Below are 26,568 nucleotides of genomic sequence, written 5' to 3' on the forward strand. Positions count from 1 at the left end.
CGCCGGCTGGAAGACTGCCCCCATGTCCACAGTCGCGATCCTCGGTGCCGGCGTGATGGGGGAGACCCTGCTGTCCGGCCTCGTCCGCTCCGGCCGCAGCGCCGCCGACCTCGTGGTGACGACCCGTCGCCCGGAACGCGCGCAGGAGCTCGTCGAGCGATACGGCGTGCGCGCGATGTCCAACACCGAGGCCGCCGAGGCCGCCGACACCCTCGTCCTCGTCGTCAAGCCGCAGGACATGGCCGGCCTCGTCGAGGAGATCCGCGACCACGTGCAGCCGGGCAACCTGGTCGTCAGCCTCGCGGCCGGCATCCCCACGTCCTTCCTCGAGAGCCGCCTGCCCGAGGGTGTCGCGGTGGTGCGGGTCATGCCGAACACGCCCGCGCTCGTCGACCAGGGCATGGCCGCGATCAGCGGTGGCCGCAGCGCCGACGCCCCGCACCTCGCCGAGGCGGCGGAGCTGCTGCGCTCCTGCGGCCGGGTGGTCGAGGTGGCCGAGAAGCACCAGGACGCCGTCACGGCCATCAGCGGCTCCGGACCGGCCTACATCTTCTACGTGGTCGAGGCGATGATCGAGGCCGGCGTGGTGCTCGGGCTGCCCCGCCCCACGGCCACCGAGCTGGTCGTCCAGACGCTCTTCGGCGCCGCCACGATGATCCGCGAGACCGGCCAGCACCCCACGGTCCTGCGCGAGCAGGTCACGTCGCCGGGCGGGACCACTGCCGCGGCCCTGCGCACCCTCGACGACCACAAGGTCCGGGCCGCGTTCATCTCGGCCATGGAGGCGGCGGCCCGTCGCTCGCACGAGCTGGCGAGCGGCCATGACTGACGCCGTGGACGACGTGCGCGTCGTCCGGGTCGACGACTCCACCTGGCGCACCTACCGGGACGTCCGCCTCGCGATGCTCCAGGACGCGCCCCGTGCCTTCTGGACGACGTATGCGCAGGCCGCCGCGCGTACCGACGAGGAGTGGCGGGGCATGGTGACGGGATCGCACACCTGGCTCGCCCTGTCCGGCTCGGAGCCGCTCGGCTCGGTGGCCTGCGTGCGCCTGCCCGACCAGTCGGAGGACGAGTGCGTGCTCGTCGGCATGTGGGTCGCGCCGTCCGCCCGGGGTCGTGGGGTGGGGGAGCGCCTCGTCCGCACGGTCCTGGAGTCGGCCGCGGAGCGGGGGCTGTCACGCGTGCTGCTCGAGGTGGCGCACGAGAACGCGGCGGCGCGCGCCCTCTACGAGCGCACGGGCTTCACGCCGACCGGCCGGACCGGGGAGATGCCGCACGACCCCTCCATCACCGAGCTGGAGATGGAGCTCGTCCTCAGCGACGACACAGTGCGCTCTTGGCAAACTCTGGGGAAACCCATCTGACTTCCCGGCCCTCGCGCGTGCGAGAGTGGGGCGCATGAGCGAGATCACCGTGCGCGGGCTGAGCGAGGACGAGTGGGAGACCTACCGATCCGTGCGCCTCGCCGCGTTGGAGGAGTCGCCCGAGGCGTTCGCTGCGAGCCTCGCCGAGGAACAGGGGTACGACGAGGACCTCTGGCGCCTGCGGATGCGTCGGTCGCAGCGGCTGCTCGCCGAGGACGCGGACGGCAACCCGGTGGGGGTGGCCAGCGTCGGCCACGCCGAGGACGCGCCCGAGCGGGTCGCCGAGCTCTTCGGCCTGTGGGTCCGGCCGCAGGCGCGGGGCACCGGGGTCGCGACCCAGCTGGTGCAGGCGGGTGCCGACACGGCGCGGGCCCAGGGCCGCAGCCACCTCGCGTACTGGGTCGGCACGGACAACGGTGCCGCGGTGGCGTTCGCGAGCGGGTTCGGGTTCCGGCCCACGGACAGCCGTCGCCCGATGCGGGTCAGCAACGGCGCCGACGAGGAGGAGATCGCCATGGTGCTCCCGCTGGGGGACGACCGCGGGGTGCCGATGTTGTCCTGAGGTCCGGGGGCGTCACGCCCCGCCGCCGGGGCGAGCGCGAAGGGCGCCGGCAGCCACCCGACCGCGTCAGGGGCGGGAGGCGAGCCGCTCGATGAGTGACGTCGGGCCGCTCACGATGAGGGTGTCGTGGCCGCTCACCTTGGTCTCCGGCACGGCATACGTGAAGTCCTGGCCCGGCGACTTCACGCCCACGACGGTCACTCCGTACTTCGAGCGGATCGCGCTCTGCGCCAACGTGAAGCCGATCGCCTCCTGCGGCGGCCGCATCTTCACGATCGCGAACCCGTCGTCGAACTCGATGTAGTCCATGAGCTTCCCGTTGAGCAGGTGGGCGACCCGCCGGCCGCTGTCCGCCTCCGGCGCGATCACGTGCTGCACGCCGATCCGCTCGAGGATGCGCTGGTGCTCCGGGGTCAGGGCCTTGGCCCAGATGGTGGGGATCCCGGCGTCGACGAGGTTCATCGCGCACAGGACGCTCGCCTCGACCGACGAGCCGATGCCGACCACGGCCAGCTTGAAGTTCCGGGCCTTGAGGTTGCCCATCGCGGCCGGCTGGCTCGCGTCGGCCTGCACGATCTTGGCGACCTTCCCGAGGAACGACTCGGCGCGGGCGGCGTCGAGCTCGACGGCGACCACCGTGTGCCCGAGCCGCTGGAGCTCGACGGCCACGGCGCCGCCGAACCGGCCAAGGCCGATGACCAGGACGTCGTCCTCGTAGAGCTTCTTCGCCACGGGGGAACGCTACCGCGTGTCCACCGCCCGTATGCCGGGCCGTCCGGCCGCGGTCGACCCGTGGATGCCCGCGCCTGCTGCGGCGGGGTAGCGTGCGGCCATGCCCTCACAGGTGCGGGTGGTCTGGGACCCCGGGTTCACCGCGTACGACTTCGGTCCGGGGCACCCCATGAACCCCGCGCGGCTCGACCTCACCGCGCGGCTGTGCGACGCCCTCGGGGTGTTCGACGCCGACGGAGTGGAGGTCTTCTCACCCGGGGCGCCCGACGACGACCTCCTGCTGACCGTGCACGAGCCGGGCTACGTCGAGGCGGTCCGTGCGGCGTCGGAGGACCCTCGCGCGGCCGACACCTCGCGCGGTCTCGGGACCGACGACGACCCGGCGTTCCGCGGGATGCACGAGGCGAGCGCGCGGGTGGTCGAGGGCACGCGGCAGGTGTGCGCCGACGTGTGGGAGGGCCGCGCCGAGCACGGCGTGAACTTCTGCGGCGGCCTGCACCACGCCATGGCCGGCAACGCCTCGGGCTTCTGCATCTACAACGACATCGCCGTCGGCATCCAGTGGCTGCTCGACCACGGGGCGCAGCGGGTGGCGTACGTCGACGTCGACGTCCACCACGGCGACGGCGTCCAGAGCCTGTTCTGGGACGACCCGCGCGTGCTGACGATCTCGGTGCACGAGTCCGGCCGGGCGCTGTTCCCCGGGACCGGCTGGCCGTCCGAGACGGGGGGAGAGGGCGCGGAGGGCTCGGCGGTCAACGTCGCGCTGCCCCCGGGCACCGGCGACTCGGCCTGGCTGCGGGCGATGCACTCGACCGCGCTGCCGCTGGTGCGTGCCTTCCGGCCCGACGTGCTCGTCACCCAGCACGGCTGCGACACCCACGTGCAGGACCCCCTCGCCCATATGGCTCTCTCGGTCGACGCCCAGCGCGGCGCGGCCGACGCGCTGCACCGCCTCGCGCACGAGGTCTGCGGCGGCCGCTGGGTGGCCCTCGGCGGGGGCGGCTACGAGCTCGTGCACGTGGTCCCGCGCACCTGGACGCACCTCACCGCGATCGCCGCGCACGCGCCCGTGCCGCTCACCGCGCCCGTCCCGGAGGACTGGCTGGAGCACGTGCGCACGGCATACGGCCGCGAGGGGCCACGCCGGATGGGCGACCTCGACCCGGCCGACGGGCCGATCTGGCACCAGCCGTGGGACATGGGCTACAACCCGCACAGCGAGGTCGACCGGGCGATCATGGCGACCCGCGAGGCGGTCTTCCCGCTGCACGGCCTCGACCCCTGGTTCGACTGACTGCAGGGGTGGCCGGTGCCGCCGCGGTGTGCGAGTCTCGAAGGAAATCCCGGTCGGGGTGCGGCGTGTCGGCTGGACTTCGGCAGGGAGTTTCCTGAATGACTTCCCCACTGGTCACATCTGCCCCTACAGTTCACTCTGCACGAGCGTAGAGGTCCGCCGGAGGGGAAGCCGGCGATGCGAACGTGTGAGAGATCGAGGTGACTCATGTCCAACGAGCGACAGCTCGCCGAGGTGCGGTTCCTGACCGTGGCCGAGGTGGCCTCGATCATGCGCGTGTCGAAGATGACGGTGTACCGCATGGTGCACGCCGGGGAGCTTCCCGCCATCCGCGTGGGCCGGTCCTTCCGGGTTCCGGAGGACGCCGTGCACAAGTACCTCCGGACGTCGTACGTCGACACCGCGTGACGATGTGCTGACCGCACGACGGGGGCGGGTCCGGCCGGTCGGCCGGACCCGCCCCCGTCCGTGTTCCCGGCCCCGGGTTTGGGCTCCCCGCCCATCGCCGCTAGAGTGTCGACCACTGTTCGGCGTGGTGCGTTGTTGCCCCGTCCGGCAACACGACCACGACCAAGAGGACACCATGGGCTCTGTCATCAAGAAGCGCCGCAAGCGCATGGCGAAGAAGAAGCACCGCAAGCTCCTTCGCAAGACGCGTCACCAGCGTCGCAACAAGAAGTGATGGACGGCCCCCGCCACGGCGGGGGCCTTCTCGTTCCCCGGGGCGGCTGCGACGGACGTCACCCGGCCGCCTGCCGTCCGGCTCGGTAGGGTTTCGTCCGTGGCTGACGTCGTCCTGGTGACCGGGGTCTCCCGCTACCTCGGCGGGCGGTTCGCGCGTGCCCTGACGCAGGACCCGGCCGTGTCCCGGGTGATCGGCGTCGACGTCATCCCGCCGCCGCACGACATCGGGCGGGCGGAGTTCGTCCGCGCGGACATCCGCAACCCGATGATCGGCAAGATCATCGCCCAGGCCGAGGTCGACACGGTCGTGCACATGAACGTCATCGCGACCCCGGTGCACGCCGGCGGACGGGTCTCCCAGAAGGAGATCAACGTCATCGGCACGATGCAGCTCCTGGCGGCCTGCCAGAAGGCGCCCAGCATCCGACGGCTCGTCGTGAAGTCCTCGGCCGCGGTCTACGGCTCCAGCCCGCGCGACCCCGCGATGTTCACCGAGGACATGGGCCCGAAGTCGCTGCCCCGGGCCGGGTTCGGCAAGGACTCGGTCGAGGTCGAGGGCTACGTCCGGGGGTTCTCGCGCCGCCGCCCGGACGTCGAGATCTCGATGCTGCGGTTCGCCAACATCATCGGGCCGGTGATCCGCACCGCCCTCACCGACTACTTCTCCCTGCCGGTCGTGCCCGTGCCGTTCGGGTACGACGCGCGGCTGCAGTTCGTGCACGAGAGCGACGCCGTGGGAGCCCTGCTGCGCGCGACGACCGGCCCGAGCACCGGGATCACCAACATCGCCGGCGACGGCGTCATCACGGTCACCCAGGCGGCCAGCATGGCGGGGCGCCCGGTCCTGCCCGTCCCGATCCAGGCCGCCGGCCTGCTCGGCGGCCTGGTCAAGCGCTCGGGGCTGGCCGACTTCAGCAGCGACCAGGTCCAGTTCCTCGCCTTCGGGCGTGGGCTCGACACCCGCCGGATGCGCGAGGAGATGGGCTTCGTGCCGGCATACACGACCCGCGAGGCGTTCGCGGACTTCGCGAGCGGACTCGGCCCGGTGGTGCCGGGCAGCGCCGCGGTCGGCTCGGCCGTCTCCGGTGTCGCCGGCACCGCCGCCCATGCGATCGGCTCCGTCTGGGCCGCGGGGAGGAACGACTGATGCCCGGCTCCACCCGGAAGTCCGCCGCGACAAAGGCGACGGCCAGCACCAAGGCCGCCGCCACCAGGAAGTCGGCCGCGTCGAAGGCCACCACGCCGAGGAAGTCGGCGGCGAGCAAGGCCAGCACCCCGAGGAAGTCGGTCACGAAGGCCGTCGCCGCGAAGAAGGGGGCCGCGACGAAGAGGCCCGCCGCCCGCCCGGGGGCCCTGGCCGCCGGCGCCGCCCGGGCCTCGGGTGAGCGGGCCAGGCGCCGGAGCACGCCGCTGCTGGGCGCCGCGCCAGCCGACGCCCGCGCCGGGTCCACGACTCCCTCCACGGGGCGGGACGACACCGTGACGACGGCCGCAGCGACCACGACCCCAGCCACCACGGCGGGCGCAGCGACCACGACCTCGGCCAGCACGACGGCGAAGCACCGTCCGCGGCCGGTGGCCAAGGCCGTCCCGACGACCAAGGCGGTCGCCCGCTCCGGTGTCCGCGCCCCGCGCGCCACGACCTCGCGGCGCGGCACCCGCAGCAGCGGCTCGACCACCCGTGCCCAGGACGCGCCGGTCCGCGTGCTCACGGCCGTCCGTGACGAGCCGGACGACCAGGCGTTCCGCCCCGGCCCCTCGCCGGTGGGCGGCCAGACCGGCGCCAGCGGGACGGGTCCCGGCGTCGAGGAGCTGCTCACAGCCGGCATCGGCGCCATCCGCGTCGCGGCCGAGGCGGCCGGGCTGTCGCCCGACGACGTCGAGCGGCACATCGCGGCCATGCTGGCGTTCGTGCGGCGGCGGCTCACGGGCGACTACACCGTCGACGACTTCGGCTTCGACCGCGACTTCACCGAGCACTTCTACCTGCCGGTGCTGCGCCCGCTCTACCGCCGGTGGTTCCGCGTCGAGGTCCGCGGCGTCGAGAACATCCCCGCCGAAGGTGGTGGCCTCGTCGTGGCGAACCACTCGGGCACCATCGCCATGGACTCCCTCATGACCCAGGTGGCCGTCCACGACGAGCACCCCGCGCACCGCCACCTGCGCATGCTCGGTGCCGACCTCGTCTTCCAGACCCCGGTCATCGGCAACGTCGCCCGCAAGTCGGGGTCGACCCTCGCGGCGAACCCCGACGCCGAGCGCCTGCTGGCGTCCGGGGAGCTGTGCGGCGTCTGGCCCGAGGGCTTCAAGGGCGTCGGCAAGCCGTTCAGCGAGCGGTACAAGCTGCAGCGATTCGGCCGTGGCGGCTTCGTCTCCGCGGCCCTGCGCACCGGGGTGCCGATCATCCCCTGCTCGATCGTGGGCGCCGAGGAGATCTACCCGATCCTGGGCAACGTCAAGACCGTCGCCCGGCTGCTCGGTGCGCCCTACGCCCCCATCACCCCCACGTGGCCGCTGCTCGGTCCGCTGGGGCTCGTGCCGCTGCCGAGCAAGTGGATCATCGAGTTCGGGGCGCCGGTCTCCACGGCCGATCTCGGCCCGAGCGCCGCGGACGACCCCATGCTCGTCTTCGACCTCACCGACCAGGTGCGCGAGACGATCCAGCAGACGTTGTACTCGCTGCTCATGCAGCGCCGCTCGGTCTTCTTCTGACGGGTGTCGCCGAGCCCTCGGGCGCGGCGCCGGCGGTCAGGGGAGCGCCGCCCGGGTCAGGGGTGCGGCACCCGGGTCAGGGATGCGGAGTCGAGCCCTCGGCGTGGCGCACGCGGTCAGGGGAGCGTGACGGTCACGCCCGGGAGCGTGACCGGTCCGAGGGTCGAGCTCGGCACCGTGGCGCTGACCCCGCCGGTCCCCAGCGTCGCCGACGGCAGCGGCACCGTGGCCGAGACCGACGGCAGGGGCACGGTGGCGCTGACGGTGGGCAGGCCGACGCCGACGCCTCCCGTCCCGGCGGTGATGCCGCCGCCACCGGCGCCGGCGGTGACGCCACCGACGCCCACGCTGGCCGAGGGGCCGGTGAGGGAGCCACCCGCACCCGACCCGGACTGGGTGGCGCTGGCGCGGGGGACCGAGGCGACCACGGTGGGCGTGCCGGAGGGCCGGGTGGACGACGTCGCGCTCGGAGCGGCACTCGTGGTCAGAGACGGCAGGGTCGCCGGGCCGATGGTGGAGGCGAGCTCGGAGCAGGGGGAGCCGCAGGCGGCGATCCTCCTGGCCGTCTGCTGCTGCGACTGCAGCAGCAGCGACTCGAGCTCGGCCACGAGGGGGATCGACTGTTGTGGCACCTCGCGGCGCAGCACGTCCACCTGGGGCAGCGCGCGGGCCGTGAAGTCACGCATCGAGATGAGCGCCTGCGGGTTGCCCGTGGTGGCGTATGCCGTGTCGAGCGACTGCTGTCCGCGCCGGACGGAGGTGATGGCGGCCTTCAGGGCGACGTCGACGTTGTCGTGCGGGGACTGGTGCTCGGCGAGGTCGCGGGCGTCGGAGATGTGCTCCTGCGCCTGGTCGAGGTACGTCCGGCCACGGTCGAGGTCGTTGTCGGCGAGGCGCACCTGGACGCCGTCGAGCCAGCTCTTGACCGGGTAGAGCGCCTGCCCCGGCACGGCGCTGCGGGAGGCGGCACCGACGATGCCGCCGACGAGCACCGCGGACGCGGCCACGCCGGCGAGGAGCCTCGGGGTGCCGCGGCCGAGCACGACGACCACCGGCGTGGTGCGGGCGGCGGCACGACGGGCGGCGGCGGCCTTCGCGGCGGTGGGCGAGGGGGCCGGCATACGCTCCGCCTCGGCCATCAGCCGCGTGCGCAGCGCCGCGACGAACTGCGGGTCGGGCCCGGAGACGCGCGCGCCGGCGCCGGCCAGCTGGTGGCTGGTGCGCACCAGCTGCTCGAGCTGGGGGTCGGCGACGCGCTCGCCCTCCAGCGCCCGCTGGAAGCGGTCGGCCGAGCGGTTCAGCAGTGGCATGCCGGCACCTCCCTCCCCAGCTCGGTCACGGTTGTCCGCGCTGAGAACGAGCGGCGGGTGCGGAAGTTACGCGCCGATTCGTAGCGATATCCCCCGGGTGCCTGCGGCGGCTCACAGCTCCACATCGGCCAGCTCCCGGTGCAGTGCCCGCACGGCCCGCAGCTGCAGCTGCTTGACCGCCCCCTCGGACTTGCCGAGGACCTTCGCCGTCTCCGCCAGGGAGAGTCCCTGGAGGAAGCGCAGGACGACGCACTCCGCCTGCTCGGGCTTGAGCGTCTTGACGGCCTGCAGGAGCCGCTCGTCGCGCAGCCGCTCGAGCACCTCGCCCTCCGGGGCGGCCTCGACCCGCGGGTCGGCGTCGAACATGTCGGCCGTGCTGACCTCCATGCGGAACCGCGCGGACTTGGCGTTGTCGGTGATGAGGTTCCGCGCGATGGTGATGAACCACGCGGCGATGTCGCGTCCCTGCCAGGAGAAGGAGTCCATCCGGCGCAGGGCGCGCAGGAACGTCTCGGAGGTGAGGTCCTCTGCGAGCTGGCTGGTGCCGACCCGTACGTAGACGTAGCGGTACACGGTGTCGACGTACCGCTCGTACAGCATGCCGAAGGCCTCGGAGTCGCCGCGCTGGGCCAGCTCGACGAGGGCCGACACGCGCTCGAAGTCCTGGGGTGCCTCGCCCGGGCCGAAGCCGGCGCTCGCGGCGTCCCGGCCGGCCCCGCGGCCGTCGCCCGACAGGGTGCCCGCGTCGCCGGCGACGCTGAGCAGGATGCGCAGGGTGGAGAGGAAGTCGGCGGTGGCCGCTCCCATGCCGTGGCCCACGCCGGTGCCGGGCGCCGCGCTGGTGCCGTTCCCCCCACCGACGGCGGCACCCGCTACGCCCATGGCGGGACCGCCGTAACCCCACGCGACCCCGGTCGTTGTCAGGGCGCGGGCAGCCCTGCCCGGCACCCGGAGGGGTGCAGCGGGGGCGTTGCGACGTGGGAGAGAGCGGATGGGGGGCACCTCCTGACCGAGGGACAGTTTCCCCGATTGCGGAGCATTTGTCAGGAGACCCCGGTCACATTGCCGTGCCCGCGCGCGTGCCTCAGCGGCGTCGACGACGGGCCGCCGCGGCCAGCACGCCGGCCAGCGCGGTGGCGCCCACGGCCTGGGCGCCGACCTTCGCCGCCCGCCTGCCGGTGCGGTAGTCGTGGATGGCCCAGCCGTGCGCCCTGGCGTGGTCGCGCAGCGCGCCGTCGGGGTTGATGGCCACCGGGTGCCCCACGAGGGAGAGCATCGGGATGTCGTTGGCCGAGTCGGAGTACGCGGCGCAGCGGGACAGGTCGAAGCCGCGCTCGGCCGCCAGCGCCTCGACCGCGCGCGCCTTGGCGGCACCGTGCAGGAAGTCCCCGACCATGCGCCCGGTGTAGACGCCGTCGACGGACTCGGCCACGGACCCGAGCGCACCCGTGAGTCCCAGCCGGTCGGCGATGACCGTCGCCACCTCGACCGGCGTGGCGGTGACGAGCCAGACCTCCTGCCCGGCCTCGAGGTGGGTGCGGGTCAGGGCCTGGGTGCCGGGCCAGATGCGGTCGTGCATCGCCTCGTCGAAGATCTCCTCGCCGATGGCGTGGATCTCCGCCACCGAGTGGCCGGCGATGAAGCCCAGCGCCTGCTGCCGGATCTGCTCGACGTGGGCGAGGTTCTCCCCCAGGAGGGCGAAGCGGACCTGCTTCCACGCCATCGCGCTCACGTCGCGCAGCGTGAAGAAGTCGCGCCGCCAGAGGCCGAGCGCGAGCTGCCAGATGCTCGCGCCGCGGATGACGGTGTTGTCCACGTCGAAGAACGCGGCCGCCCCGGGGTCGCGGGGCGTGGCCGGCTCGGTGTGCAGCTCGGTCGCGGCGGCCTCGGTCATGGGCCCGAGCCTAGGGCTCGGCCCAGGGCGCCGCGGCATACGCTGGAGCGGTGTCCGCCACACCTGAACCGCAGCCGCGCATCACCCTCATCGGCAAGCCGGGGTGCCACCTGTGCGACGACGCCCGCGCCATCGTGGAGCGCGTGGCCGGTGACCTCGGCGTGGGGTGGCACGAGGTGTCGATCCTGGACGACCGCGAGCTGTTCGAGCGGTACGCCGAGCAGATCCCCGTGACCCTCGTCGACGGCCGGCAGCACGACTACTGGCGGGTCGACGAGGCCCGCCTGCGGGCCGCGCTGGGGGCCTGACCCGGGCGCGGACGGAACGGGCCGAGGGCCTCCGCGCCGCCGTCGGGGTGACCTGTCTCACGCACGGGACGGGGGCCTGCTTGTGACTTTGTGCATCCGTTCACAAAAGCGTAACCTGCAATGGCTCCCGTCCGCTCCAGCCAGGTGCGGGCTGCCTGTGTCGAGAAGGAGCCCGAGAGAACGTGTCAGCCGAACCGAGCGCCCGTCGGGGCATCCCCGACGCCACGGTTGCCCGGCTACCCGAGTACCTCCGAGCCCTCACCGGGTTCGCCGAGCGAGGCATCACCTCCGTCTCCTCCGAGGAGCTCGCGGCAGCCGCCGGCGTGCGCAGCGCCAAGCTTCGCAAGGACCTGTCCCACCTGGGGTCCTACGGCGTGCGCGGCGTGGGCTACGAGGTCGACCACCTCGCGTACCAGATCTCGCGTGAGCTCGGCCTGACCCAGGACTGGCCCGTCGCCATCGTCGGGATGGGCAACCTCGGGCACGCGCTCGCCGCCTACAGCGGCTTCGCGACGCGCGGCTTCCGCGTCGTCGCCCTGCTCGACCAGGACGAGAAGCTCCACGGCCAGGAGATCGCGGGGATCGCGGTGCAGTCCATGGACGCCCTGCCCAGCCTCGTCGAGGAGCAGGGCCTCGCGATCGGCGTCATCGCCACGCCCGCCGCCTCCGCCCAGGACGTCTGCAACCAGCTCGTCGCCGCCGGCGTCTCCTCCATCCTGAACTTCGCGCCGAGCGTGCTCGTCGTGCCCGAGGGCGTCGACGTGCGCAAGGTCGACCTCTCCACCGAGCTGCAGATCCTCGCCTTCCACGAGCAGCGCAAGGCGCTCGCGGGCGAGGGCCTGCGACCGCTCGCCAAGGCGGTGGTCCGGTGAGCCTCGTGATCCTGGGCCTGTCCCACCACACCGCCCCGCTGCCGCTGCTCGAGGCGATGTCGCTCGACCCGTCCCGCCGCGCCGACCTCGAGAGCCGGCTCACCGCGCGCGAGAACGTCGCCGAGGCCATCGTCGTCTCCACGTGCAACCGCACCGAGGTGTATGCCGAGTCGCTCACCTTCCACGGTGCCGTCAGCGACATCACCGAGGCGCTCACCGAGGCCACGGGCGTCGACAACGCCCAGCTGCGCGAGCACCTCTACGTGCACTACGAGGACCGCGCCATCGCGCATGCCTTCACGGTCGCCTGCGGTCTGGACTCGATGGCCGTCGGTGAGGCCCAGATCCTCGGGCAGATGCGCACCGCGCTGCGCGACGCCCAGCGCACAGGTCACGCGGGACCCGCGCTCAACGCCCTCTTCCAGCAGGCCCTGCGGGTGGGCAAGCGTGCCCACACCGAGACCGGGATCGACGCCGTCAGCGTCTCGCTCGTCGAGGCCGGGATCGCCCGCGCCGAGGCCCACCTCGGGTCCCTGGAGGACCTGTCCGTCCTCGTCGTGGGTGCCGGCGGCATGTCCTCGCTGGCCGCCACCACGATGACCCGCCGCGGCGTCGGTTCGCTCACCGTCGTCAACCGCACGCTGTCCAAGGCGCAGCGCCTGGCCGAGCGCACCGGCGGCACGGCCCGCCCGCTGGCCGAGCTGGCCGACGCCCTCGCGGCCGCCGACGTCGTCGTGTCCTGCACCGGCTCGACCGGTGTGGTGGTCGACCTCGCCACGGCTGCCGACGCCCAGGTCGCCCGGGCCGGTCGCCCGCAGGCGTACGTCGACCTCGCCCTGCCGCACGACGTAGCCCCCGAGGTCGCCTCGCTGCGCGGGGTCGTCCTGGCCGGCCTGTCCGCCCTCGGCGACGACCTGTCCGCCGGGCAGGCGTCCGCGCAGGTGCAGGAGGTGGCCGACCTCGTCATCGGCGAGGTCGCGGCCTACCTCACCTCGCGCGCCGCCGAGTCGGTGGCGCCGACGGTCGCCGCGCTGCGGCGCCACGCCGCCGATGTCGTGGCCGGCGAGCTCGGCCGGCTCGAGCAGCGGCTGCCGCAGCTCGACGAGGCGACCCGCGCCGAGGTGCAGCTCGCGGTGCACCGCATCGTGGAGAAGCTGCTGCACACCCCGACCGTGCGGGTGAAGGAGCTGGCGGTGGGCGGCCACGGCGACGACTACGCCCAGGCGCTGCGCGAGCTGTTCGACCTGCGCCCCGGCCAGACCGCGACCGCGTCGGTGCCCCCCTCGCAGGGAGGCATGCCGTGAGCAGCCCCCGCACCCTGCGCCTCGGCACCCGTCGCAGCGCCCTCGCGACCACCCAGTCCGGCTGGGTGGCCGACCGCCTGCGCGCGCTCGGCCACACGGTCGAGCTCGTCGAGGTCGTGACCGAGGGCGACACCTCGACGGCCTCGCTGTCCTCCCTCGGGGGCACGGGCGTCTTCGCTGCAGCGCTTCGCCGTGCGCTGCTCGCCGGTGAGGTCGACCTCGCCGTCCACTCGCTCAAGGACCTGCCCACCGCGCCCGAGCCGGGCCTGGTCGTGGCGGCCGTGCCGACGCGCGAGGACCCGCGTGACGTGCTCGTGTCGGTCGACGGCCGCACGCTCGGCGAGCTCGGCGACGGCGCCGTCGTCGGCACGGGGTCGCCTCGCCGGGTCGCCCAGCTGGCCGCCCTCGGGATGGGCCTGTCCTTCAAGGACATCCGCGGCAACGTCGACACCCGTGTGGCGATGGTCCGCGACGGCGCCCTCGACGCCGTCGTCCTGGCCCGGGCCGGTCTGGCCCGCCTCGGCCGGCTCGACGAGGTCGCCGAGGCGATCGACCCGCTCCAGGTGCTCCCCGCCCCCGGCCAGGGCGCCCTGGCCGTCGAGTGCCGTGCCGACGACACCGACACGCTCGCGGTGATCGCGCCCCTCGAGGACGCCGACACCCGCGCCTGCGTCACCGCCGAGCGGGCCCTGCTCGCCGCGCTCGAGGCCGGGTGCTCCGCCCCGGTGGGAGCGCTCGCCGAGGTCGTCGAGGGCGAGGACGGCCTCGAGCTGTCGCTGCGCGCGTTCGTCGGGTCGGTGGACGGCTCGTTCGACCTGCGCCGCTCCCTCGTGGGGCCGGTCGGCGACGCCGAGTCGCTCGGTCGTCGCCTGGCTGACGTCCTGCTCGAGGACGGGGCCGCCGAGATCGTCGGCCCCGAGCCACGACCACCGGCCGGTGCCGACCCCGGACCGCGCACCGAACCCCGCCCGCCCGACCCAGCCGGGGCGACCGGACCGCATTCGGTCGCCGCCGTCGACAGCAGCAACCCCCGCCGCCCAGAACGAGACAGCACGGAGCGTGCACTGTGAGCCCCACGCGCTCGACCCAGCCCACCCAGACCCGCCCCACCCGCGCCGCCAAGGCGCCCGGTCGCGTCGCCTTCGTCGGCGCCGGCCCGGGTGACTCCGGCCTCATGACCGTCCGCTCGGTCGACCTCCTGGCCGCGGCCGACGTCGTCGTCATCGACCAGGTCGCCCGCGAGTCGGTCGTCGCCCGCTACTGCGGCCCGGACGTCGAGGTCGTCGACGCGGGCCACGGCGACCACGGCCAGCCGCTGACCCACGCCATGCGCGCCAAGCTCGTCGTCAAGGCAGCCAAGTCCGCCCCCGGCGGCCTCGTCGTGCGGCTCATGGACGGCGACCCGGCGCTGTTCAACGGCCTGGCCGAGGAGGCCCTGGCCTGCCACAAGGCGGGCATCGGGTTCGACATCGTCCCCGGCGTGAGCGCGGTCTCGGCCGTCCCGGCATACGCGGGCATCCCGCTGACCTCGAGCAGCTCGCCCGCGGTGCACGTGATCTCCGCCAACGACCGCAACGTCGACTGGGCGGCCTCGGCCGCCGACTCGGTGACGGTCGTCCTGCTCGGCCCGCCCGAGGACCTCGGCGCGGCCCTGGCGAAGCTCCTCGACGCCGGTCGCCCCGCCGACAGCCCGGTCGCGCTGACCGAGCGCGGCACGACCATCCGCCAGTCGACCCGCGTCACCACCCTCGGCGAGGTCGCCAAGGTGATGAAGTCGGTCGAGTTCCCCGCGCTCGCCGTGGTCGGCTCGACCGTGGCCATGCGCCCGGAGCTCTCCTGGTTCGAGACCAAGCCGCTGTTCGGCTGGAACGTCCTCGTGCCGCGCACCAAGGAGCAGTCCGGCCGCACCATCGCCCGGCTCGAGTCCTACGGCGCGACCGCCGAGGTCGTCCCGACCATCTCCGTCGAGCCGCCGCGGACGCCGCAGCAGATGGAGCGGGCGGTCAAGGGCCTGGTCACCGGCCGCTACGAGTGGATCGGCTTCACCTCCGTCAACGCGGTCAAGGCCGTCCGTGAGCGGTTCGAGGAGTTCGGGCTCGACGCCCGTGCCTTCGCCGGTCTCAAGATCGCGGCCGTCGGCGGCGTGACCGCCGAGGCCCTGCGCGAGTGGGGCATCGTGCCCGACCTCGTGCCGTCCGGCGAGAACTCGGCCCAGGGCCTGCTGGCCGACTGGCCGCCGTTCGACGAGGTGCTCGACCCGATCAACCGGGTCTTCCTGCCCCGCGCGGACATCGCCACCGACACCCTCGTGGCCGGCCTGCAGGAGATGGGCTGGGAGGTCGACGACGTCACGGCCTACCGCACCGTGCGCGCCGCCCCGCCGCCCGCGCCCGTCCGCGAGGCGATCAAGGGCGGCCAGTTCGACGCGGCCGTCTTCACCTCGTCCTCGACGGTGCGCAACCTCGTCGGCATCGCCGGCAAGCCGCACCCGTCGACGGTGATCGCCTGCATCGGCCCGGCCACCGCGAAGACCGCCGAGGAGCACGGCCTGCGGGTCGACGTCCTCGCGCCCGAGGCGTCCTCCGACGCCCTGGTCGACGCCCTGGCGGACTACGGCCTCGGCCTCGCGGCCGCGGCGCTCGAGGCCGGCGAGGAGGTCGTGCGCCCCTCGCGCAAGAAGGCCTCGGCACGCCGGCGGGCCCGCTGACGTGGAGCACCTGAGCAGCACGCCGCGGCCGGAGCCGGCAGGTCCGGTCCTCCGTCCGCGGCGGCTGCGCCAGTTCCCGGCCGTGCGCAGGCTCGTCGCCGAGACGCGCCTGCACCCGGCCGAGCTGGTGCTGCCCGTCTTCGTCCGTGAGGGCATCACCGTGCCGCAGCCGATCTCCGCCATGCCCGGGGTCGTCCAGCACACCCTCGACTCCCTCGTCGAGGTGGCGCAGGAGGCGGTCGAGGCCGGCATCGGCGGGCTCATGCTGTTCGGCGTCCCCGAGCACAAGGACGGCATCGGCTCGGGCGCCGACGACCCGGACGGCATCCTCAACGTCGCCCTGCGGCGCGTGGTCGAGGCCGTCGGCGACCGCACGGTCGTCATGGCCGACCTGTGCCTCGACGAGTTCACCGACCACGGCCACTGCGGCGTGCTCACCGAGCGTCGCCCCGGCCACCTCGTCGTCGACAACGACGCGACGCTCGAGCGGTATGCCGCGATGGGCCTGGCGCAGGCGCGTGCCGGTGCCCACGTGCTCGGGCTGTCGGGGATGATGGACGGCCAGGTCGCCCACGTCCGTGCGGCCCTGGACGCCGAGGGCTTCACCGACACGGTGATCCTCGCGTATGCCGCGAAGTACACCTCGGGGCTCTACGGCCCGTTCCGCGAGGCGGTGCAGTCCTCGCTGCAGGGCGACCGCGCGGCCTACCAGCAGGACCCGGCCAACGCGACGGAGTCGCTGCGCGAGCTCGAGCTCGACATCGCCGAGGGTGCCGACATGGTCATGGTCAAGCCGGCCATGCCGCACCTCGACATCGTGGCCGCGGCCGCGGCGATGTCGCCGGTTCCCGTTGCGGCGTACCAGATCTCGGGCGAGTACTCGATGATCGAGGCGGCCGCCGCGAACGGCTGGATCGAGCGCGAGCGCGCCGTCATGGAGTCGCTGCTCAACATCCGGCGCGCCGGCGCCCAGGTCATCCTGACCTACTACGCCCTCGAGGCTGCCGCGGTGCTGCGCCGGTCCGTCACGGGCTGACGCCACCGCCGGGGGCGAGGTCGGGACGCCTCCCGAGCACCCACGGACCGATCTCGCGGACGATGTGCCGCGCCTCGACGTGCATGGCCTGGACGACCTCGGGCGGGCTGGGCCGGGAGAGCAGGCGCACCCCGGCGTCCGGGTGCTCCGCGAGGCGCGCGACCCCGAAGGCCGTCGGTGGGAAGACGCGCGCGACCCAGCCGGGCGCGAAGGCCCCCGCGGTCCCGGAGATGATCACGTCCCGGGTCTGCTCGAAACCGTCGACCGGGGGCCCGGCGCGCCGGTAGTCCGCGTCGCCGTTGGTGAGACGGGACATCGTCCAGAAGTCGGCGACCGCTCGCGCCGGCAGCTGTGTCATGTCGGCCAGCGGCAGCCGTAGCGCGTCCTCCAGGCGGATCACGGCCGGCCGGTCCGGGAGCAGGTTCCACGGGTAGGCCAGGACGACCTCGTCCTCGAGCAGCTCGGTGACGAGCAGCTCGCGGTCCGGCCACGGCGGGCTGGCGACGAGCAGGTCGAGCTCGTCGCACAGGTCGTCGTGCCAGGTGCGGAGCTCGACGTCCCGGACGACGACGTGCACCCCCGGGAAGCGGGTGGCCAGGCCCGTGAGCAGCGGCGTGGTCAGCTCGACCGCCCCACCGGGCATGAGGCCGATGGTGACCGTGCCGGTGTGGCGCAGGTTCGCCGCGGTCCGGCGGGCGCTCTCGACCGCGTCGACGAGGTGCTGGGCCGGGCCGAGCAGTGCCCTGCCGGCGGCCGTGAGCTCGACGCCGTCGGTGCGGCGGACCAGCAGGGTCACGCCGAGGCTGCGCTCGAGGTCCCGCACCTGGGCGGACAGGGCCGGCTGGCTGACGTACGTCCGCGCCGCCGCGCGGCGGAAGCCCCCGTGCTCGGCCACGGCGAGGAACGCCTGGACCTGCCGCAGCTCCACGCCACCACCCCTCCCTGACCGTCCTGGGGTGCAGCCCATGGTCCGCCCGGTGCGCCTGCGTGGCAAGGACGAGTGCCGAGGTCAGCGGCGTGGGAGTGGGGTCCGTCCCGGGCGGGCCGTGTTCCCCCGTGCCCCTGACGGCCCGCCCGGTGGTCCCTCGCAGGACAGCGTTGCAGCGGCCGGGTCCGCGGGGCAGGGGGTAGGGCCAGGTTCGTGATCGTGTTTCGTGATCGGTCACCTGTCACCCGGGTGGCGATGCGCGAAACGGCGGTTGCCCGACGTCCCGCGGGACAGGATCCCGAGGGTTGTCGAGCAACCGCCGTTTCGCGGTCTGGGGTGCTGCCGGGTCAGGCGGCCTTGAGCAGCTGCACGTCCAGGGTGATCTTGATCTTCTCGGAGACGAGCACGCCGCCACCCTCGAGTGCGACGTTCCACTCCAGGCCCCAGTCCTTGCGGTTGATCTCCGCGGTGGCCTCGAAGCCGGCCTTCTGGTTGCCCCACGGGTCGGTGGCCAGGCCGTTGAAGTCCAGGTCGAAGACGACCGGCTTGGTGACGCCCTTGATGGTCAGGTCGCCCTTGAGGCTGTCCTCGGTGACCTCGGTGGAGGTGAAGCTCATGGTGGGGTTGTTCTCGACGTCGAAGAAGTCGGCGGACTTCAGGTGGGCGTCGCGGTCGGCCGAGCCGGTGTCGACGGAGGCGAGCTGGGCGACGGCGGTGACCTGCGAGTCGCTGATGACGTCGCCGACCTTGACGCTGCCCTCGAACTCCTTGAACTGTCCGCGGACCTTGCTGACCATGAGGTGGCGGGCGGTGAAGCCGAGCTCGCTGTGCGAGGCGTCGACGGTCCAGGTGCCGGCGGGGAGGTCGTGGATGCTGGCCATGGTGGGTGTCTCCTGTGGTTCGGGGTCTGCCGGGGAGGTCCCGGCTGGTTCGTCCTGTCCAACATAGCAGCCATCGTTTATATTTCAACTACTGCGGAGTGACGTGGGTCACACCCAGGCCCGGTGCCATACTCCGGGCATGAGCACCCAGGGGGAACCGCGCTGGCTCAGCGCCGAGCAGCAGCGGGCGTGGCGCGCATACCTGCGCGGCAGCCGGCTCATCGAGGAGGCCCTCGACCGGGACCTGCAGTCGCACGGCGTCCAGCTGACCGAGTACGAGATCATCTCGATGATCTCCGAGGCGCCCGGCCGCAGGCTGCGCATGTCGACCCTCGCCGACCTCGTCGTGCAGTCCCGCAGCCGGCTCACCCACACGGCGTCCCGGCTCGAGAAGCGCGGGTGGGTCCGGCGCGAGTCGTGCCTGGAGGACAAGCGCGGCGTCGAGCTCGTCCTGACGCCGGCTGGCTGGGAAGCCGTTCGCGAGATGGCCGTCGTGCACGTCGACAGCGTCCGCAAGAACGTCATCGACCCCGTGCCGCCGGAGCTGTTCCTCGCCCTCGGCCAGGCGATGGACCACATCCGCGCCGTGCTCGCCCCGGACGACGACGGCCCGCACCCCGCGGTGACCGCGGAGGCCCGCGACCACGGACCGTTCCCCGCCGACCGCTGAGAGCCCCCCGCCCTCCCACCCACCGGGCACTCAGGGACGGCTGGGACAATGGCGGGCATGACGGCATACCCCCTCGACGCCCCTGCCTCGCAGGCGCTGCTGGACCGCGCGACCTCGGTGACTCCGGGAGGCGTGAACTCGCCGGTGCGCGCCTTCCGCGCGGTCGGCGGCACGCCGCGGTTCATGGAGTCGGGCAGCGGCCCGTACCTGCGCGACGTCGACGGCCGCGAGTACGTCGACCTCGTCTGCTCGTGGGGCCCGATGATCCTGGGCCACGCGCACCCGGCCGTGCTCGACGCCGTCCGCGGGGCGATCGAGAAGGGCTTCTCCTTCGGCACCCCGAGCGAGAACGAGGTCGCGCTCGCCGAGGAGATCGTCCGCCGCGTCGAGCCGGTCGAGCAGGTGCGCCTGGTCTCCAGCGGCACCGAGGCCACGATGAGCGCGATCCGGCTGGCTCGCGGGTACACCGGCCGCTCGCTCGTCGTGAAGTTCGCGGGCTGCTACCACGGCCACGTCGACTCCCTCCTCGCCCAGGCCGGGTCGGGCGTCGCGACGTTCGCGCTGCCCGACTCCGCCGGTGTGCCCAAGGAGATGGCGGCCGAGACGATCGTGCTGCCCTACAACGACCTCGCCGCCGTCGAGGAGGCGTTCGCCGAGCGCGGCGCCGACATCGCGGCGGTCATCACCGAGGCCAGCCCCGGGAACATGGGCGTCGTCCCGCCGGCGCCGGGCTTCACCGAGGGCCTGCGCCGGGTCACCGCGCAGCACGGTGCGCTGCTCATCTCCGACGAGGTCATGACGGGTTTCCGCTGCTCGGCGAGCGGCTGGTACGGCCTCGAGGGCCCGTATGCCGCGGGGGCACCCGACCTCTTCACGTTCGGCAAGGTCATGGGTGGCGGCTTCCCGGCCGCGGCGTTCGGCGGTCGCGCCGACGTCATGGCGCTGCTCGCTCCGCTCGGCCCGGTCTACCAGGCCGGCACGCTGAGCGGGAACCCCGTCGCGACGGCAGCCGGTCTGGCCACGCTGCAGCAGTGCACCCCGGCGGTGTACGACCACCTGGGCGCCGTCGCCGACACCCTCACGGCGGCCGTCGGCGAGGAGCTGTCGAGGGCCGGCGTGCCGCACGTCGTGCAGCGGGCGGGCAGCATGTTCAGCGTGTTCTTCCGCGACGGCGCGGTCACCGACTACGACGCCGCCCGGGCCCAGCACGTGCCGGCGTTCGCCGCGTTCTTCCACTCGATGCTGGCGCAGGGGGTCTACCTGCCGCCGAGCGCGTTCGAGTCCTGGTTCGTGAGCGCGTCGCACGACGACGCCGCGGTCGAGCGCGTCGTGGCCGCCCTGCCGGCGGCGGCGTCGGCGGCCGCAGAGGCGTTTGCGACAATCGACTCGTGAGCTCCGCCCCCCACGACCGCACCGTCGTGCACCTGATGCGCCACGGTGAGGTGCACAACCCCGAGGGCGTCCTCTACGGCCGGCTCGACGGCTACCACCTGTCCGAGCTCGGCCGCGAGATGGCGCAGGCGGTCGCCGACCACCTCGTCGACCACGACGTGACCCACGTCGTCGCCTCGTCGCTGCTGCGCGCCCAGGAGACGGCTGCCCCGGTGGCGGCTGCCCACGGCGTCGCCGTGACGACCGACGACCGCGTCATCGAGTCGACCAACGTCTTCGAGGGCCACCGGGTCGGGGCGATGCGGCCCGTCGACTTCCTGCACCCGCGGCACTGGAAGCTGGTCACCAACCCCTTCAAGCCGTCGTGGGGCGAGCCGTACGCCGAGGTCGCCGGGCGCATGCTGGCCGCCATCGCGGACGCACGGGACGCCGCCCGCGGCCACGAGGCGGTGGTGGTCTCCCACCAGCTGCCCATCTGGACAGCCCGCAACGAGCTGCTCGGCAACCGGCTGTGGCACGACCCGCGCAGGCGCGAGTGCCGCCTGGCCTCCCTCACCACCCTCACGTGGGTCGGCGACGAGCTCGAGTCGATCACCTACTCGGAGCCGGCCGGTGCGCTCCTCGCCCGGTCGCAGGGAGGCACGGGATGACCGGCCGTATGCTGCGCCGGCGCCTGCTGGCGCTGCTCGTCGTGCCCGTCCTGGCTGCGGGCCTCGCCGCCTGCGGGAGCGACCCGAACTCCATCGCCGCCCAGGCCAAGGACGGCAGCCGCAAGGGCTACATCTCGCAGGACGGTGCGGTCGAGGTCATCGCCCCCGGCGACCGCGGCAAGCCCGTCGGGCTGTCCGGCACGATGCTCGACGGCAAACCCTGGGCCCTGCCGGATGCCGGCGGCGACGTCGTCGTCCTCAACGTCTGGGCGTCGTGGTGCGGACCCTGCCGCACCGAGGCCCCCGAGCTGGAGAAGTCGTGGCAGGCCGCGCAGAAGGCCGGCAAGCCGGTGACCTTCATGGGCATCAACACCCGCGACAACACCTCCTCGGCGATCACCTCGTCCAAGCGCTGGGGCATCACGTTCCCGTCGCTGGCCGACCCGTCGGGCGTGCTGATCCTCAGCCTGCAGGGCAAGGTCAGCGCGCCGCCGACGACGCTGGTGCTGGACAAGACCGGGCGGATCGCCGCGCGGGTCAACGGTGAGGTCAAGGCCTCGACCCTGACCGGGCTCGTCGACGACGTGCTGGCGAAGGGCTGAGGCACCCGGACGATGACCAGCTCGATCCCCGTCGTCGCGGCGACCGCCGCCGGCGTGCAGGACACGGTGACCTCAGGCGCGCTGCCGGTCGCCCTCGCCGTCGCGATGCTCGCCGGGTTCGTGTCGTTCGCCTCCCCCTGCGTGCTGCCGCTCGTGCCCGGGTTCCTCGGGTACGTCACGGGGCTGTCGGACGAGACGCTCGAGCAGCGTCGCCGGCACCGCCTCGTCCTGGGCGCGCTGCTCTTCGTCCTGGGCTTCACCGTCGTCTTCATCCTCGTCACCGCCTTCCTCGCCGGCGTCGGGGCGGCGCTGGTCGAGCACCGTGGCCTGCTCATGCGGGCCGGCGGGGTGCTCGTCCTGCTCATGGCCCTGGTCTTCCTCGGCGCGGGCACGCAGCGTGAGCTCAAGCTGCACTGGCGCCCCACGTCGGGCCTGGCCGGCGCCCCGCTCCTGGGCGCCGTCTTCGGGCTCGGGTGGGCGCCGTGCACCGGACCGACCCTGGGCGCCGTCACCATCCTCGCGACGACGACCGGCAACTCCTCGGCCGTCACGCGGGGCATCGTGCTCGCGGTGGCCTACTCGCTCGGCCTGGGCGTGCCGTTCCTGCTGATCGCGGCCGGCTTCGAGCGCTTCGGTTCGGTGTCGGCGTTCCTGCGCCGGCGCCAGCGCGCCATCCAGCTCTTCGGCGGCGCGCTCCTGCTCGTGATCGGCCTCATGCTCGTGACCGGGGTCTGGGAGAGCTGGACCCGCTACCTCCAGACCGCCCTCGTCGGCGGCTTCCAGACGGTGATCTGACATGGCCGACCCCACGACGATCACCCAGCCGCGCCTCGGCGCCCTGGGCTGGGCCCGCTGGACCTGGCGCAACCTCACGAGCATGCGCACCGCGCTGTTCCTCCTGCTGCTGCTGGCGATCGGCGCGCTGCCCGGCTCGATCTGGCCGCAGCGCAGCATCGACCCGGCCCGCACCTCGGACTGGATCGCCCAGCACCCCAAGGCTGGGCCGGTCCTGGACCGGCTCGGGTTCTTCGAGGTCTACGCCTCGCCGTGGTTCGCCGCCATCTACCTGCTGCTCTTCATCTCCCTCGTGGGGTGCGTGCTGCCGCGCAGCCGCGTGCACTGGCGCGCGATGCGGTCGACGCCGCCGCGCACCCCCTCGCGCCTCGAGCGGCTGGACGACTCGGCCCGGGCCGAGGTCGACGCGTCGCCCGAGCAGGTCGTCTCGGCAGCCCGCGAGGTCCTGCGCGGCCGCCGGTTCCGCGTCCACAGCCACGACGAGGCCACCGTCAGCGCGGAGAACGGCTACCTCAAGGAGACCGGCAACCTGGTCTTCCACCTCGCCCTCATCGGCGTCATCGTCGGGGTCGCCATCGGGCACCTGCTGGGGTGGAAGGGCGACGTCATCGTCCCCGTCGGCAAGTCGTTCTCGAACACGCTGTCCCAGTACGACACCTTCGCCCCCGGCCCGTGGGTCAACCCGGACACGCTCCAGCCGTTCACCATCACGGTGGACAAGCTCGACGCCAAGTTCGAGGAGAACGTCACCGGCCGTGGGCAGTTCGGCCAGCCGCGCGACTTCACGGCCCACCTCACGACCACGACCAGCCCCGGCGCGAAGCCCACGACCGAGACGGTCAAGGTCAACCACCCGCTGGAGATCGGCGGCGCGGGCGTCTTCCTGCTCGGCAACGGCTACGCGCCCGTCGTCACGGTCAAGGACGCCAAGGGCCAGGAGACCTACAGCGGTCCCGTGCCCTTCCTGGCCCAGGACAACAACTACCGGTCCGTCGGCGCCATCAAGGTCACCGGCGCCGACCCCAAGCCGCTCGGCTTCTCCGGCCTGTTCCTGCCGACCGCGGTCATCGACAAGGAGCAGGGCCCGATCTCGATCTTCCCGGACGCGAAGCGCCCGGCGCTGGCGCTGACGGTCTACGAGGGCGAGCTGCTCCCCGGCGGCCGCCCCCAGTCTGTCTACGTCCTGGACACCTCCGAGATGACCCAGCTCAAGGACGCCAAGGGCTCGCCCCTGCGGATCTGGCTCGAGCCCGGCCAGACCTACCAGCTGCCCGGCGGCCGCGGCTCGATCACCTTCGACTCGGTCGACCGGTTCGCCGGCCTGTCGATCCGGCACGACCCGGGCAAGGGCATCACCCTCGTCGCGGCGCTGCTGGCGCTCGCCGGGCTGATCGCCTCGCTCGTCGTGCGCCGCCGCCGGGTGTTCGTCCGGGTTTCCCCCGCCGAGGGTGGGGGACGTACCGTGGTGACCGTCGCCGGCCTCGCGAAGGGTGACGACGACGGCCTGCGCAAGGTCGTCGAGCAGGTGCTCGGCGAGGTCACGACACGAGCCACCGCGGCAGCCGGCACCACGGCCGACAGCCGGCCTCGAGCCACCGCCCCCACCGGCACGGAGATGGATCCACGCTCATGACGAACGAGACCTTCGCGGGCTACGCGAACCTCAGCCTCTACTCCGCCATGGCGGTCTTCACGATCGCCATGGTGTGCCACGCGATCTACCTCGCCGGGCTGCTGCCGGCGCGCGACCGCTCGGCCGCGAAGGACGCGACCTCCGCGCGGGAGCGCGAGCTGGTGGGTGCCGGTGCGCCTGCCGAGACGGTCTCCGTCCCCGCGGTGGCCACAGCGGAGGGGACCCCCTCCGACGTCCCCGAGCTGTCGAAGCGGGCCCGGTCCGCGGCCGGCATCGCCTCGACCACGACCTGGCTCGGCGGCCTCCTGCTGCTGGCCTCGGTCGTCCTGCGCGGCCTGTCGGTCGACCGCTGGCCGCTGGGCAACATGTTCGAGTTCGCCGTCATGGGCTCGATGTTCACCTCGCTCGCGTACTCGATCTGGTCCACCCGTCGCGACCTGCGCTGGCTCGGCCTGTTCATCACCGGCCCGGTGCTGCTCGTCCTCGGCATGGCCGTCGCCGTCTGGTACACCGAGGCCGCCGAGCTGCTGCCCTCGCTGAAGTCCTACTGGCTCGTGATCCACGTGACCGTCGCCGTGATCTCCACCGCGCTGTTCACGCTCGCCGCCGCGGCCACGGCCATCTACCTGCTCAAGGACGCGTTCCAGCGCTCCGGCCGGGCCTCGGTGCTCGACCGCTTCCCGGAGGCGCCCTCGATCGAGCGCACGGCATACGGGCTGCACATCGTGGCGTTCCCGCTGTGGACCTTCACCCTCATCGCCGGCGCCATCTGGGCCCGCCAGGCCTGGGCGTCCTACTGGAACTGGGACCCCAAGGAGGTGTGGACGTTCGTGATCTGGGTCGTCTACGCCGCCTACCTGCACTCGCGAGCCACGAGCGGCATCAGCCGGCAGACGGCCGCCTGGATCTCGCTGGCGGGCTACGCCTGTGTCATCGTCAACTTCGCCGTCGTCAACGTGTTCTTCGTCGGCCAGCACTCCTACTCGGGGCTCTGAGATGCTGCGCTACTCGGTCCTGCGGCTGCTGATCTTCTTCGGCGTCGTCTGCCTGCTCTGGCTGCTCGGCCTGCGCGACCGCGGCCAGGAGTGGATGCTCCTCGTGCTGTCGGCGCTGATCTCGATGGTGATCTCCTACTTCGTGCTGGCCCGGTTCCGCGAGGAGTCGACGCAGCGGCTGCAGGAGCGGATCGAGCGCCGCACCCAGGCCCGCCAGGCCGCGGCCGCCCACGGCGACGAGGCGGCCGAGGACGCCGAGGACGAGCGCACCGAGTACCGCTGACCCGGACCGGCGTGAGCCGGGAACCCGGGACGGTACCGCTGAGGTTGCCCGGCGTCAGCCGGTGACCGCGTGGCCGACGACGAGGCCGATCGCGAGCAGCACGGCATACGCGACCTCGAACAGGCCGGTGGTCGCGAGCACGGGCACGAGGTCACGGCCCGTCGCACCGCTGCGCAGCACCTGCACCGGCTTCCACGCCATGGCGAAGGCGAGCAGCGCCAGGAGGGCCCACGGCTGGTCCAGGGCCGCCACGACGACCATGGCGAGCGCCACGACGAGCAGCCCGACGTAGAGCAGCCGGGTGCCGCGGTCGCCGAGCCGCACGGCGAGGGTGAGCTTGCCGTTCTCGCGGTCGGTGGGGATGTCGCGCAGGTTGTTGGCGACGAGGATCGCCGAGGCGATGGCGCCGACGCCGACGGCGAGGGCCAGGCCGGTCCACGAGAGGTGCCCGGCCTGCGTGTAGAGGGTGCCGAGCGTGGCCATGAGGCCGAAGAAGACGAAGACGTAGAGCTCGCCGAGGCCGCGGTAGCCGTAGGGGTTGTCGCCGCCGGTGTAGCGCCACGCCGCGAGCACCGCGAGGGCGCCCAGCGGGATCATGATCCACGCCTGGCTGAGGGCCACGAGCGCCAGCCCGACCAGCGCCGCGAACCCGAAGAACGCGAACGCCATGAGCTTGACGTTCTCGGGGTCCGCCTTGTGCTGGCCGACGAGCCGCACCGGGCCGACCCGCTCGGCGTCGGTGCCGCGGATGCCGTCGGAGTAGTCGTTGGCGTAGTTGACGCCGACCTGCAGCGACACCGAGACGAGGAGGGCGAGCAGGGCCAGCCCGAGGTTGGCCTTCTCGAGCAGGTATGCCGCGGCGGTGCCGACGACGACGGGGGCGATGGCGGCGGGCAGGGTGCGTGGGCGGGCGCCGGCGACCCACTGGGCGGGAGTGGCCATTCGGTGTGCGAT

29 protein-coding genes are annotated in these 26,568 nt (G+C 73.2%); 22 read left to right on the forward strand and 7 right to left on the reverse strand.

Features of this window, described 5'->3' with window-relative positions; translation table 11 throughout:
- Nucleotides 1-22: 22 nt before the first annotated feature.
- Genes proC through J2X64_RS10640 form a run of 3 tightly spaced genes read left to right on the forward strand, consistent with a single transcriptional unit; the run spans nt 23 to nt 1,929 of the window.
- Complete coding sequence (proC, locus tag J2X64_RS10630; RefSeq protein WP_310153656.1) at nt 23-829, forward strand: pyrroline-5-carboxylate reductase; 807 nt, start codon at nt 23-25, stop codon at nt 827-829.
- On the forward strand, nt 822-1,367 hold the full coding sequence (locus J2X64_RS10635) for a GNAT family N-acetyltransferase (RefSeq protein WP_310153659.1): 546 nt from the start codon (nt 822-824) through the stop codon (nt 1,365-1,367). Before proC ends, J2X64_RS10635 begins: the two co-directional genes overlap by 8 nt.
- 34 nt (nt 1,368-1,401) lie before the next feature.
- Nucleotides 1,402-1,929, forward strand: a complete 528-nt coding sequence (locus J2X64_RS10640) for a GNAT family N-acetyltransferase (protein ID WP_310153661.1) — start codon at nt 1,402-1,404, stop codon at nt 1,927-1,929.
- Nucleotides 1,930-1,995: 66 nt separating this feature from the next.
- Here the strand turns inward: J2X64_RS10640 and J2X64_RS10645 are convergent, their stop codons facing one another.
- Nucleotides 1,996-2,661: a TrkA family potassium uptake protein gene (locus tag J2X64_RS10645; RefSeq protein ID WP_310153662.1), complete on the reverse strand. Its 666-nt coding sequence runs from the start codon at nt 2,659-2,661 to the stop codon at nt 1,996-1,998.
- Between the two features lie 100 nt (nt 2,662-2,761).
- Between J2X64_RS10645 and J2X64_RS10650 the strand changes: the two genes are divergently transcribed.
- The 5 genes from J2X64_RS10650 (at nt 2,762) to J2X64_RS10670 (ending at nt 7,354) form a co-directional block, all read left to right on the forward strand.
- Complete coding sequence (locus J2X64_RS10650) at nt 2,762-3,958, forward strand: acetoin utilization protein AcuC (RefSeq protein ID WP_310153665.1); 1,197 nt, start codon at nt 2,762-2,764, stop codon at nt 3,956-3,958.
- Between the two features lie 207 nt (nt 3,959-4,165).
- Nucleotides 4,166-4,366, forward strand: coding sequence for a helix-turn-helix domain-containing protein (locus tag J2X64_RS10655; RefSeq protein ID WP_056915613.1), 201 nt, complete (start codon nt 4,166-4,168; stop codon nt 4,364-4,366).
- A gap of 175 nt (nt 4,367-4,541) precedes the next feature.
- Nucleotides 4,542-4,640: a 30S ribosomal protein bS22 gene (locus J2X64_RS10660; protein WP_003792170.1), complete on the forward strand. Its 99-nt coding sequence runs from the start codon at nt 4,542-4,544 to the stop codon at nt 4,638-4,640.
- Between the two features lie 99 nt (nt 4,641-4,739).
- Nucleotides 4,740-5,789, forward strand: a complete 1,050-nt coding sequence (locus tag J2X64_RS10665) for an NAD-dependent epimerase/dehydratase family protein (RefSeq protein ID WP_310153678.1) — start codon at nt 4,740-4,742, stop codon at nt 5,787-5,789.
- A complete protein-coding gene (locus J2X64_RS10670) occupies nt 5,789-7,354 on the forward strand; it encodes a lysophospholipid acyltransferase family protein (RefSeq protein WP_310153681.1) in 1,566 nt (521 codons plus the stop codon). Before J2X64_RS10665 ends, J2X64_RS10670 begins: the two co-directional genes overlap by 1 nt.
- Before the next feature lie 116 nt (nt 7,355-7,470).
- On the opposite strand, the gene J2X64_RS10675 is transcribed toward J2X64_RS10670, so the two are convergent.
- From J2X64_RS10675 to J2X64_RS10685, 3 genes are all read right to left on the reverse strand, one after another.
- A complete protein-coding gene (locus J2X64_RS10675; RefSeq protein WP_310153685.1) occupies nt 7,471-8,664 on the reverse strand; it encodes a DUF5667 domain-containing protein in 1,194 nt (397 codons plus the stop codon).
- A 111-nt stretch (nt 8,665-8,775) separates the two neighbouring features.
- On the reverse strand, nt 8,776-9,546 hold the full coding sequence (locus tag J2X64_RS10680; protein WP_310153686.1) for a sigma-70 family RNA polymerase sigma factor: 771 nt from the start codon (nt 9,544-9,546) through the stop codon (nt 8,776-8,778).
- 202 nt (nt 9,547-9,748) lie between these two features.
- Nucleotides 9,749-10,558 carry an HAD-IB family hydrolase gene (locus J2X64_RS10685; RefSeq protein WP_310153688.1) on the reverse strand — a complete coding sequence of 270 codons (810 nt, stop codon included), beginning with the start codon at nt 10,556-10,558 and terminating at the stop codon, nt 9,749-9,751.
- A gap of 50 nt (nt 10,559-10,608) precedes the next feature.
- Here J2X64_RS10685 and J2X64_RS10690 point away from each other — a divergent pair, with 50 nt between their 5' ends.
- From J2X64_RS10690 to hemB, 6 genes are all read left to right on the forward strand, one after another.
- Complete coding sequence (locus J2X64_RS10690; protein ID WP_310153691.1) at nt 10,609-10,866, forward strand: glutaredoxin family protein; 258 nt, start codon at nt 10,609-10,611, stop codon at nt 10,864-10,866.
- A 182-nt stretch (nt 10,867-11,048) separates the two neighbouring features.
- The gene (locus tag J2X64_RS10695; protein ID WP_310153694.1) at nt 11,049-11,738 is read left to right on the forward strand and encodes a redox-sensing transcriptional repressor Rex; all 690 of its coding nucleotides are present in this window, start codon (nt 11,049-11,051) and stop codon (nt 11,736-11,738) included.
- Nucleotides 11,735-13,042, forward strand: coding sequence for a glutamyl-tRNA reductase (locus J2X64_RS10700; RefSeq protein WP_310153697.1), 1,308 nt, complete (start codon nt 11,735-11,737; stop codon nt 13,040-13,042). The genes J2X64_RS10695 and J2X64_RS10700 overlap by 4 nt, the downstream gene beginning before the upstream one ends.
- Complete coding sequence (gene hemC, locus J2X64_RS10705) at nt 13,039-14,112, forward strand: hydroxymethylbilane synthase (protein WP_310153700.1); 1,074 nt, start codon at nt 13,039-13,041, stop codon at nt 14,110-14,112. The genes J2X64_RS10700 and hemC overlap by 4 nt, the downstream gene beginning before the upstream one ends.
- Complete coding sequence (locus J2X64_RS10710; RefSeq protein WP_310153703.1) at nt 14,109-15,749, forward strand: uroporphyrinogen-III synthase; 1,641 nt, start codon at nt 14,109-14,111, stop codon at nt 15,747-15,749. Before hemC ends, J2X64_RS10710 begins: the two co-directional genes overlap by 4 nt.
- A gap of 10 nt (nt 15,750-15,759) precedes the next feature.
- Complete coding sequence (hemB, locus tag J2X64_RS10715) at nt 15,760-16,785, forward strand: porphobilinogen synthase (RefSeq protein ID WP_310155839.1); 1,026 nt, start codon at nt 15,760-15,762, stop codon at nt 16,783-16,785.
- Here hemB and J2X64_RS10720 read toward each other — a convergent pair.
- Nucleotides 16,775-17,713, reverse strand: coding sequence for a LysR family transcriptional regulator (locus J2X64_RS10720; protein ID WP_310153705.1), 939 nt, complete (start codon nt 17,711-17,713; stop codon nt 16,775-16,777). The two genes, hemB and J2X64_RS10720, sit on opposite strands and share 11 nt — an antisense overlap.
- A 347-nt stretch (nt 17,714-18,060) precedes the next feature.
- Nucleotides 18,061-18,594, reverse strand: a complete 534-nt coding sequence (locus J2X64_RS10725) for a YceI family protein (protein WP_310153709.1) — start codon at nt 18,592-18,594, stop codon at nt 18,061-18,063.
- A gap of 139 nt (nt 18,595-18,733) precedes the next feature.
- Here J2X64_RS10725 and J2X64_RS10730 point away from each other — a divergent pair, with 139 nt between their 5' ends.
- The 8 genes from J2X64_RS10730 to J2X64_RS10765 are packed head-to-tail and all read left to right on the forward strand — an operon-like array spanning nt 18,734 to nt 25,614.
- On the forward strand, nt 18,734-19,264 hold the full coding sequence (locus tag J2X64_RS10730) for a MarR family transcriptional regulator (RefSeq protein ID WP_310153712.1): 531 nt from the start codon (nt 18,734-18,736) through the stop codon (nt 19,262-19,264).
- A 57-nt stretch (nt 19,265-19,321) separates the two neighbouring features.
- Nucleotides 19,322-20,656, forward strand: a complete 1,335-nt coding sequence (hemL, locus tag J2X64_RS10735) for a glutamate-1-semialdehyde 2,1-aminomutase (protein WP_310153713.1) — start codon at nt 19,322-19,324, stop codon at nt 20,654-20,656.
- Between the two features lie 35 nt (nt 20,657-20,691).
- Nucleotides 20,692-21,306 (forward strand): histidine phosphatase family protein, encoded by a 615-nt coding sequence (locus tag J2X64_RS10740; RefSeq protein WP_310155842.1) that lies wholly within the window; start codon nt 20,692-20,694, stop codon nt 21,304-21,306.
- Nucleotides 21,303-21,908 carry a TlpA disulfide reductase family protein gene (locus tag J2X64_RS10745; protein WP_310153715.1) on the forward strand — a complete coding sequence of 202 codons (606 nt, stop codon included), beginning with the start codon at nt 21,303-21,305 and terminating at the stop codon, nt 21,906-21,908. Before J2X64_RS10740 ends, J2X64_RS10745 begins: the two co-directional genes overlap by 4 nt.
- A gap of 12 nt (nt 21,909-21,920) precedes the next feature.
- A complete protein-coding gene (locus J2X64_RS10750; protein WP_310153718.1) occupies nt 21,921-22,703 on the forward strand; it encodes a cytochrome c biogenesis protein CcdA in 783 nt (260 codons plus the stop codon).
- 1 nt (nt 22,704) lies between these two features.
- The gene (locus tag J2X64_RS10755; protein ID WP_310153721.1) at nt 22,705-24,336 is read left to right on the forward strand and encodes a cytochrome c biogenesis protein ResB; all 1,632 of its coding nucleotides are present in this window, start codon (nt 22,705-22,707) and stop codon (nt 24,334-24,336) included.
- Entirely contained in the window at nt 24,333-25,331 is a 999-nt protein-coding gene (ccsB, locus tag J2X64_RS10760) for a c-type cytochrome biogenesis protein CcsB (protein ID WP_310153724.1), read from the forward strand. The genes J2X64_RS10755 and ccsB overlap by 4 nt, the downstream gene beginning before the upstream one ends.
- Nucleotide 25,332: 1 nt before the next feature.
- Nucleotides 25,333-25,614: a DUF4229 domain-containing protein gene (locus tag J2X64_RS10765; protein WP_310153727.1), complete on the forward strand. Its 282-nt coding sequence runs from the start codon at nt 25,333-25,335 to the stop codon at nt 25,612-25,614.
- 54 nt (nt 25,615-25,668) lie between these two features.
- Here the strand turns inward: J2X64_RS10765 and J2X64_RS10770 are convergent, their stop codons facing one another.
- Nucleotides 25,669-26,556, reverse strand: a complete 888-nt coding sequence (locus J2X64_RS10770; protein WP_310153730.1) for a 1,4-dihydroxy-2-naphthoate polyprenyltransferase — start codon at nt 26,554-26,556, stop codon at nt 25,669-25,671.
- Between the last annotated feature and the right edge of the window lie 12 nt (nt 26,557-26,568).

It is taken from the genome of Phycicoccus sp. 3266 (assembly GCF_031456495.1).
In the GTDB taxonomy this organism is placed as follows: Bacteria; Actinomycetota; Actinomycetes; order Actinomycetales; family Dermatophilaceae; genus Pedococcus.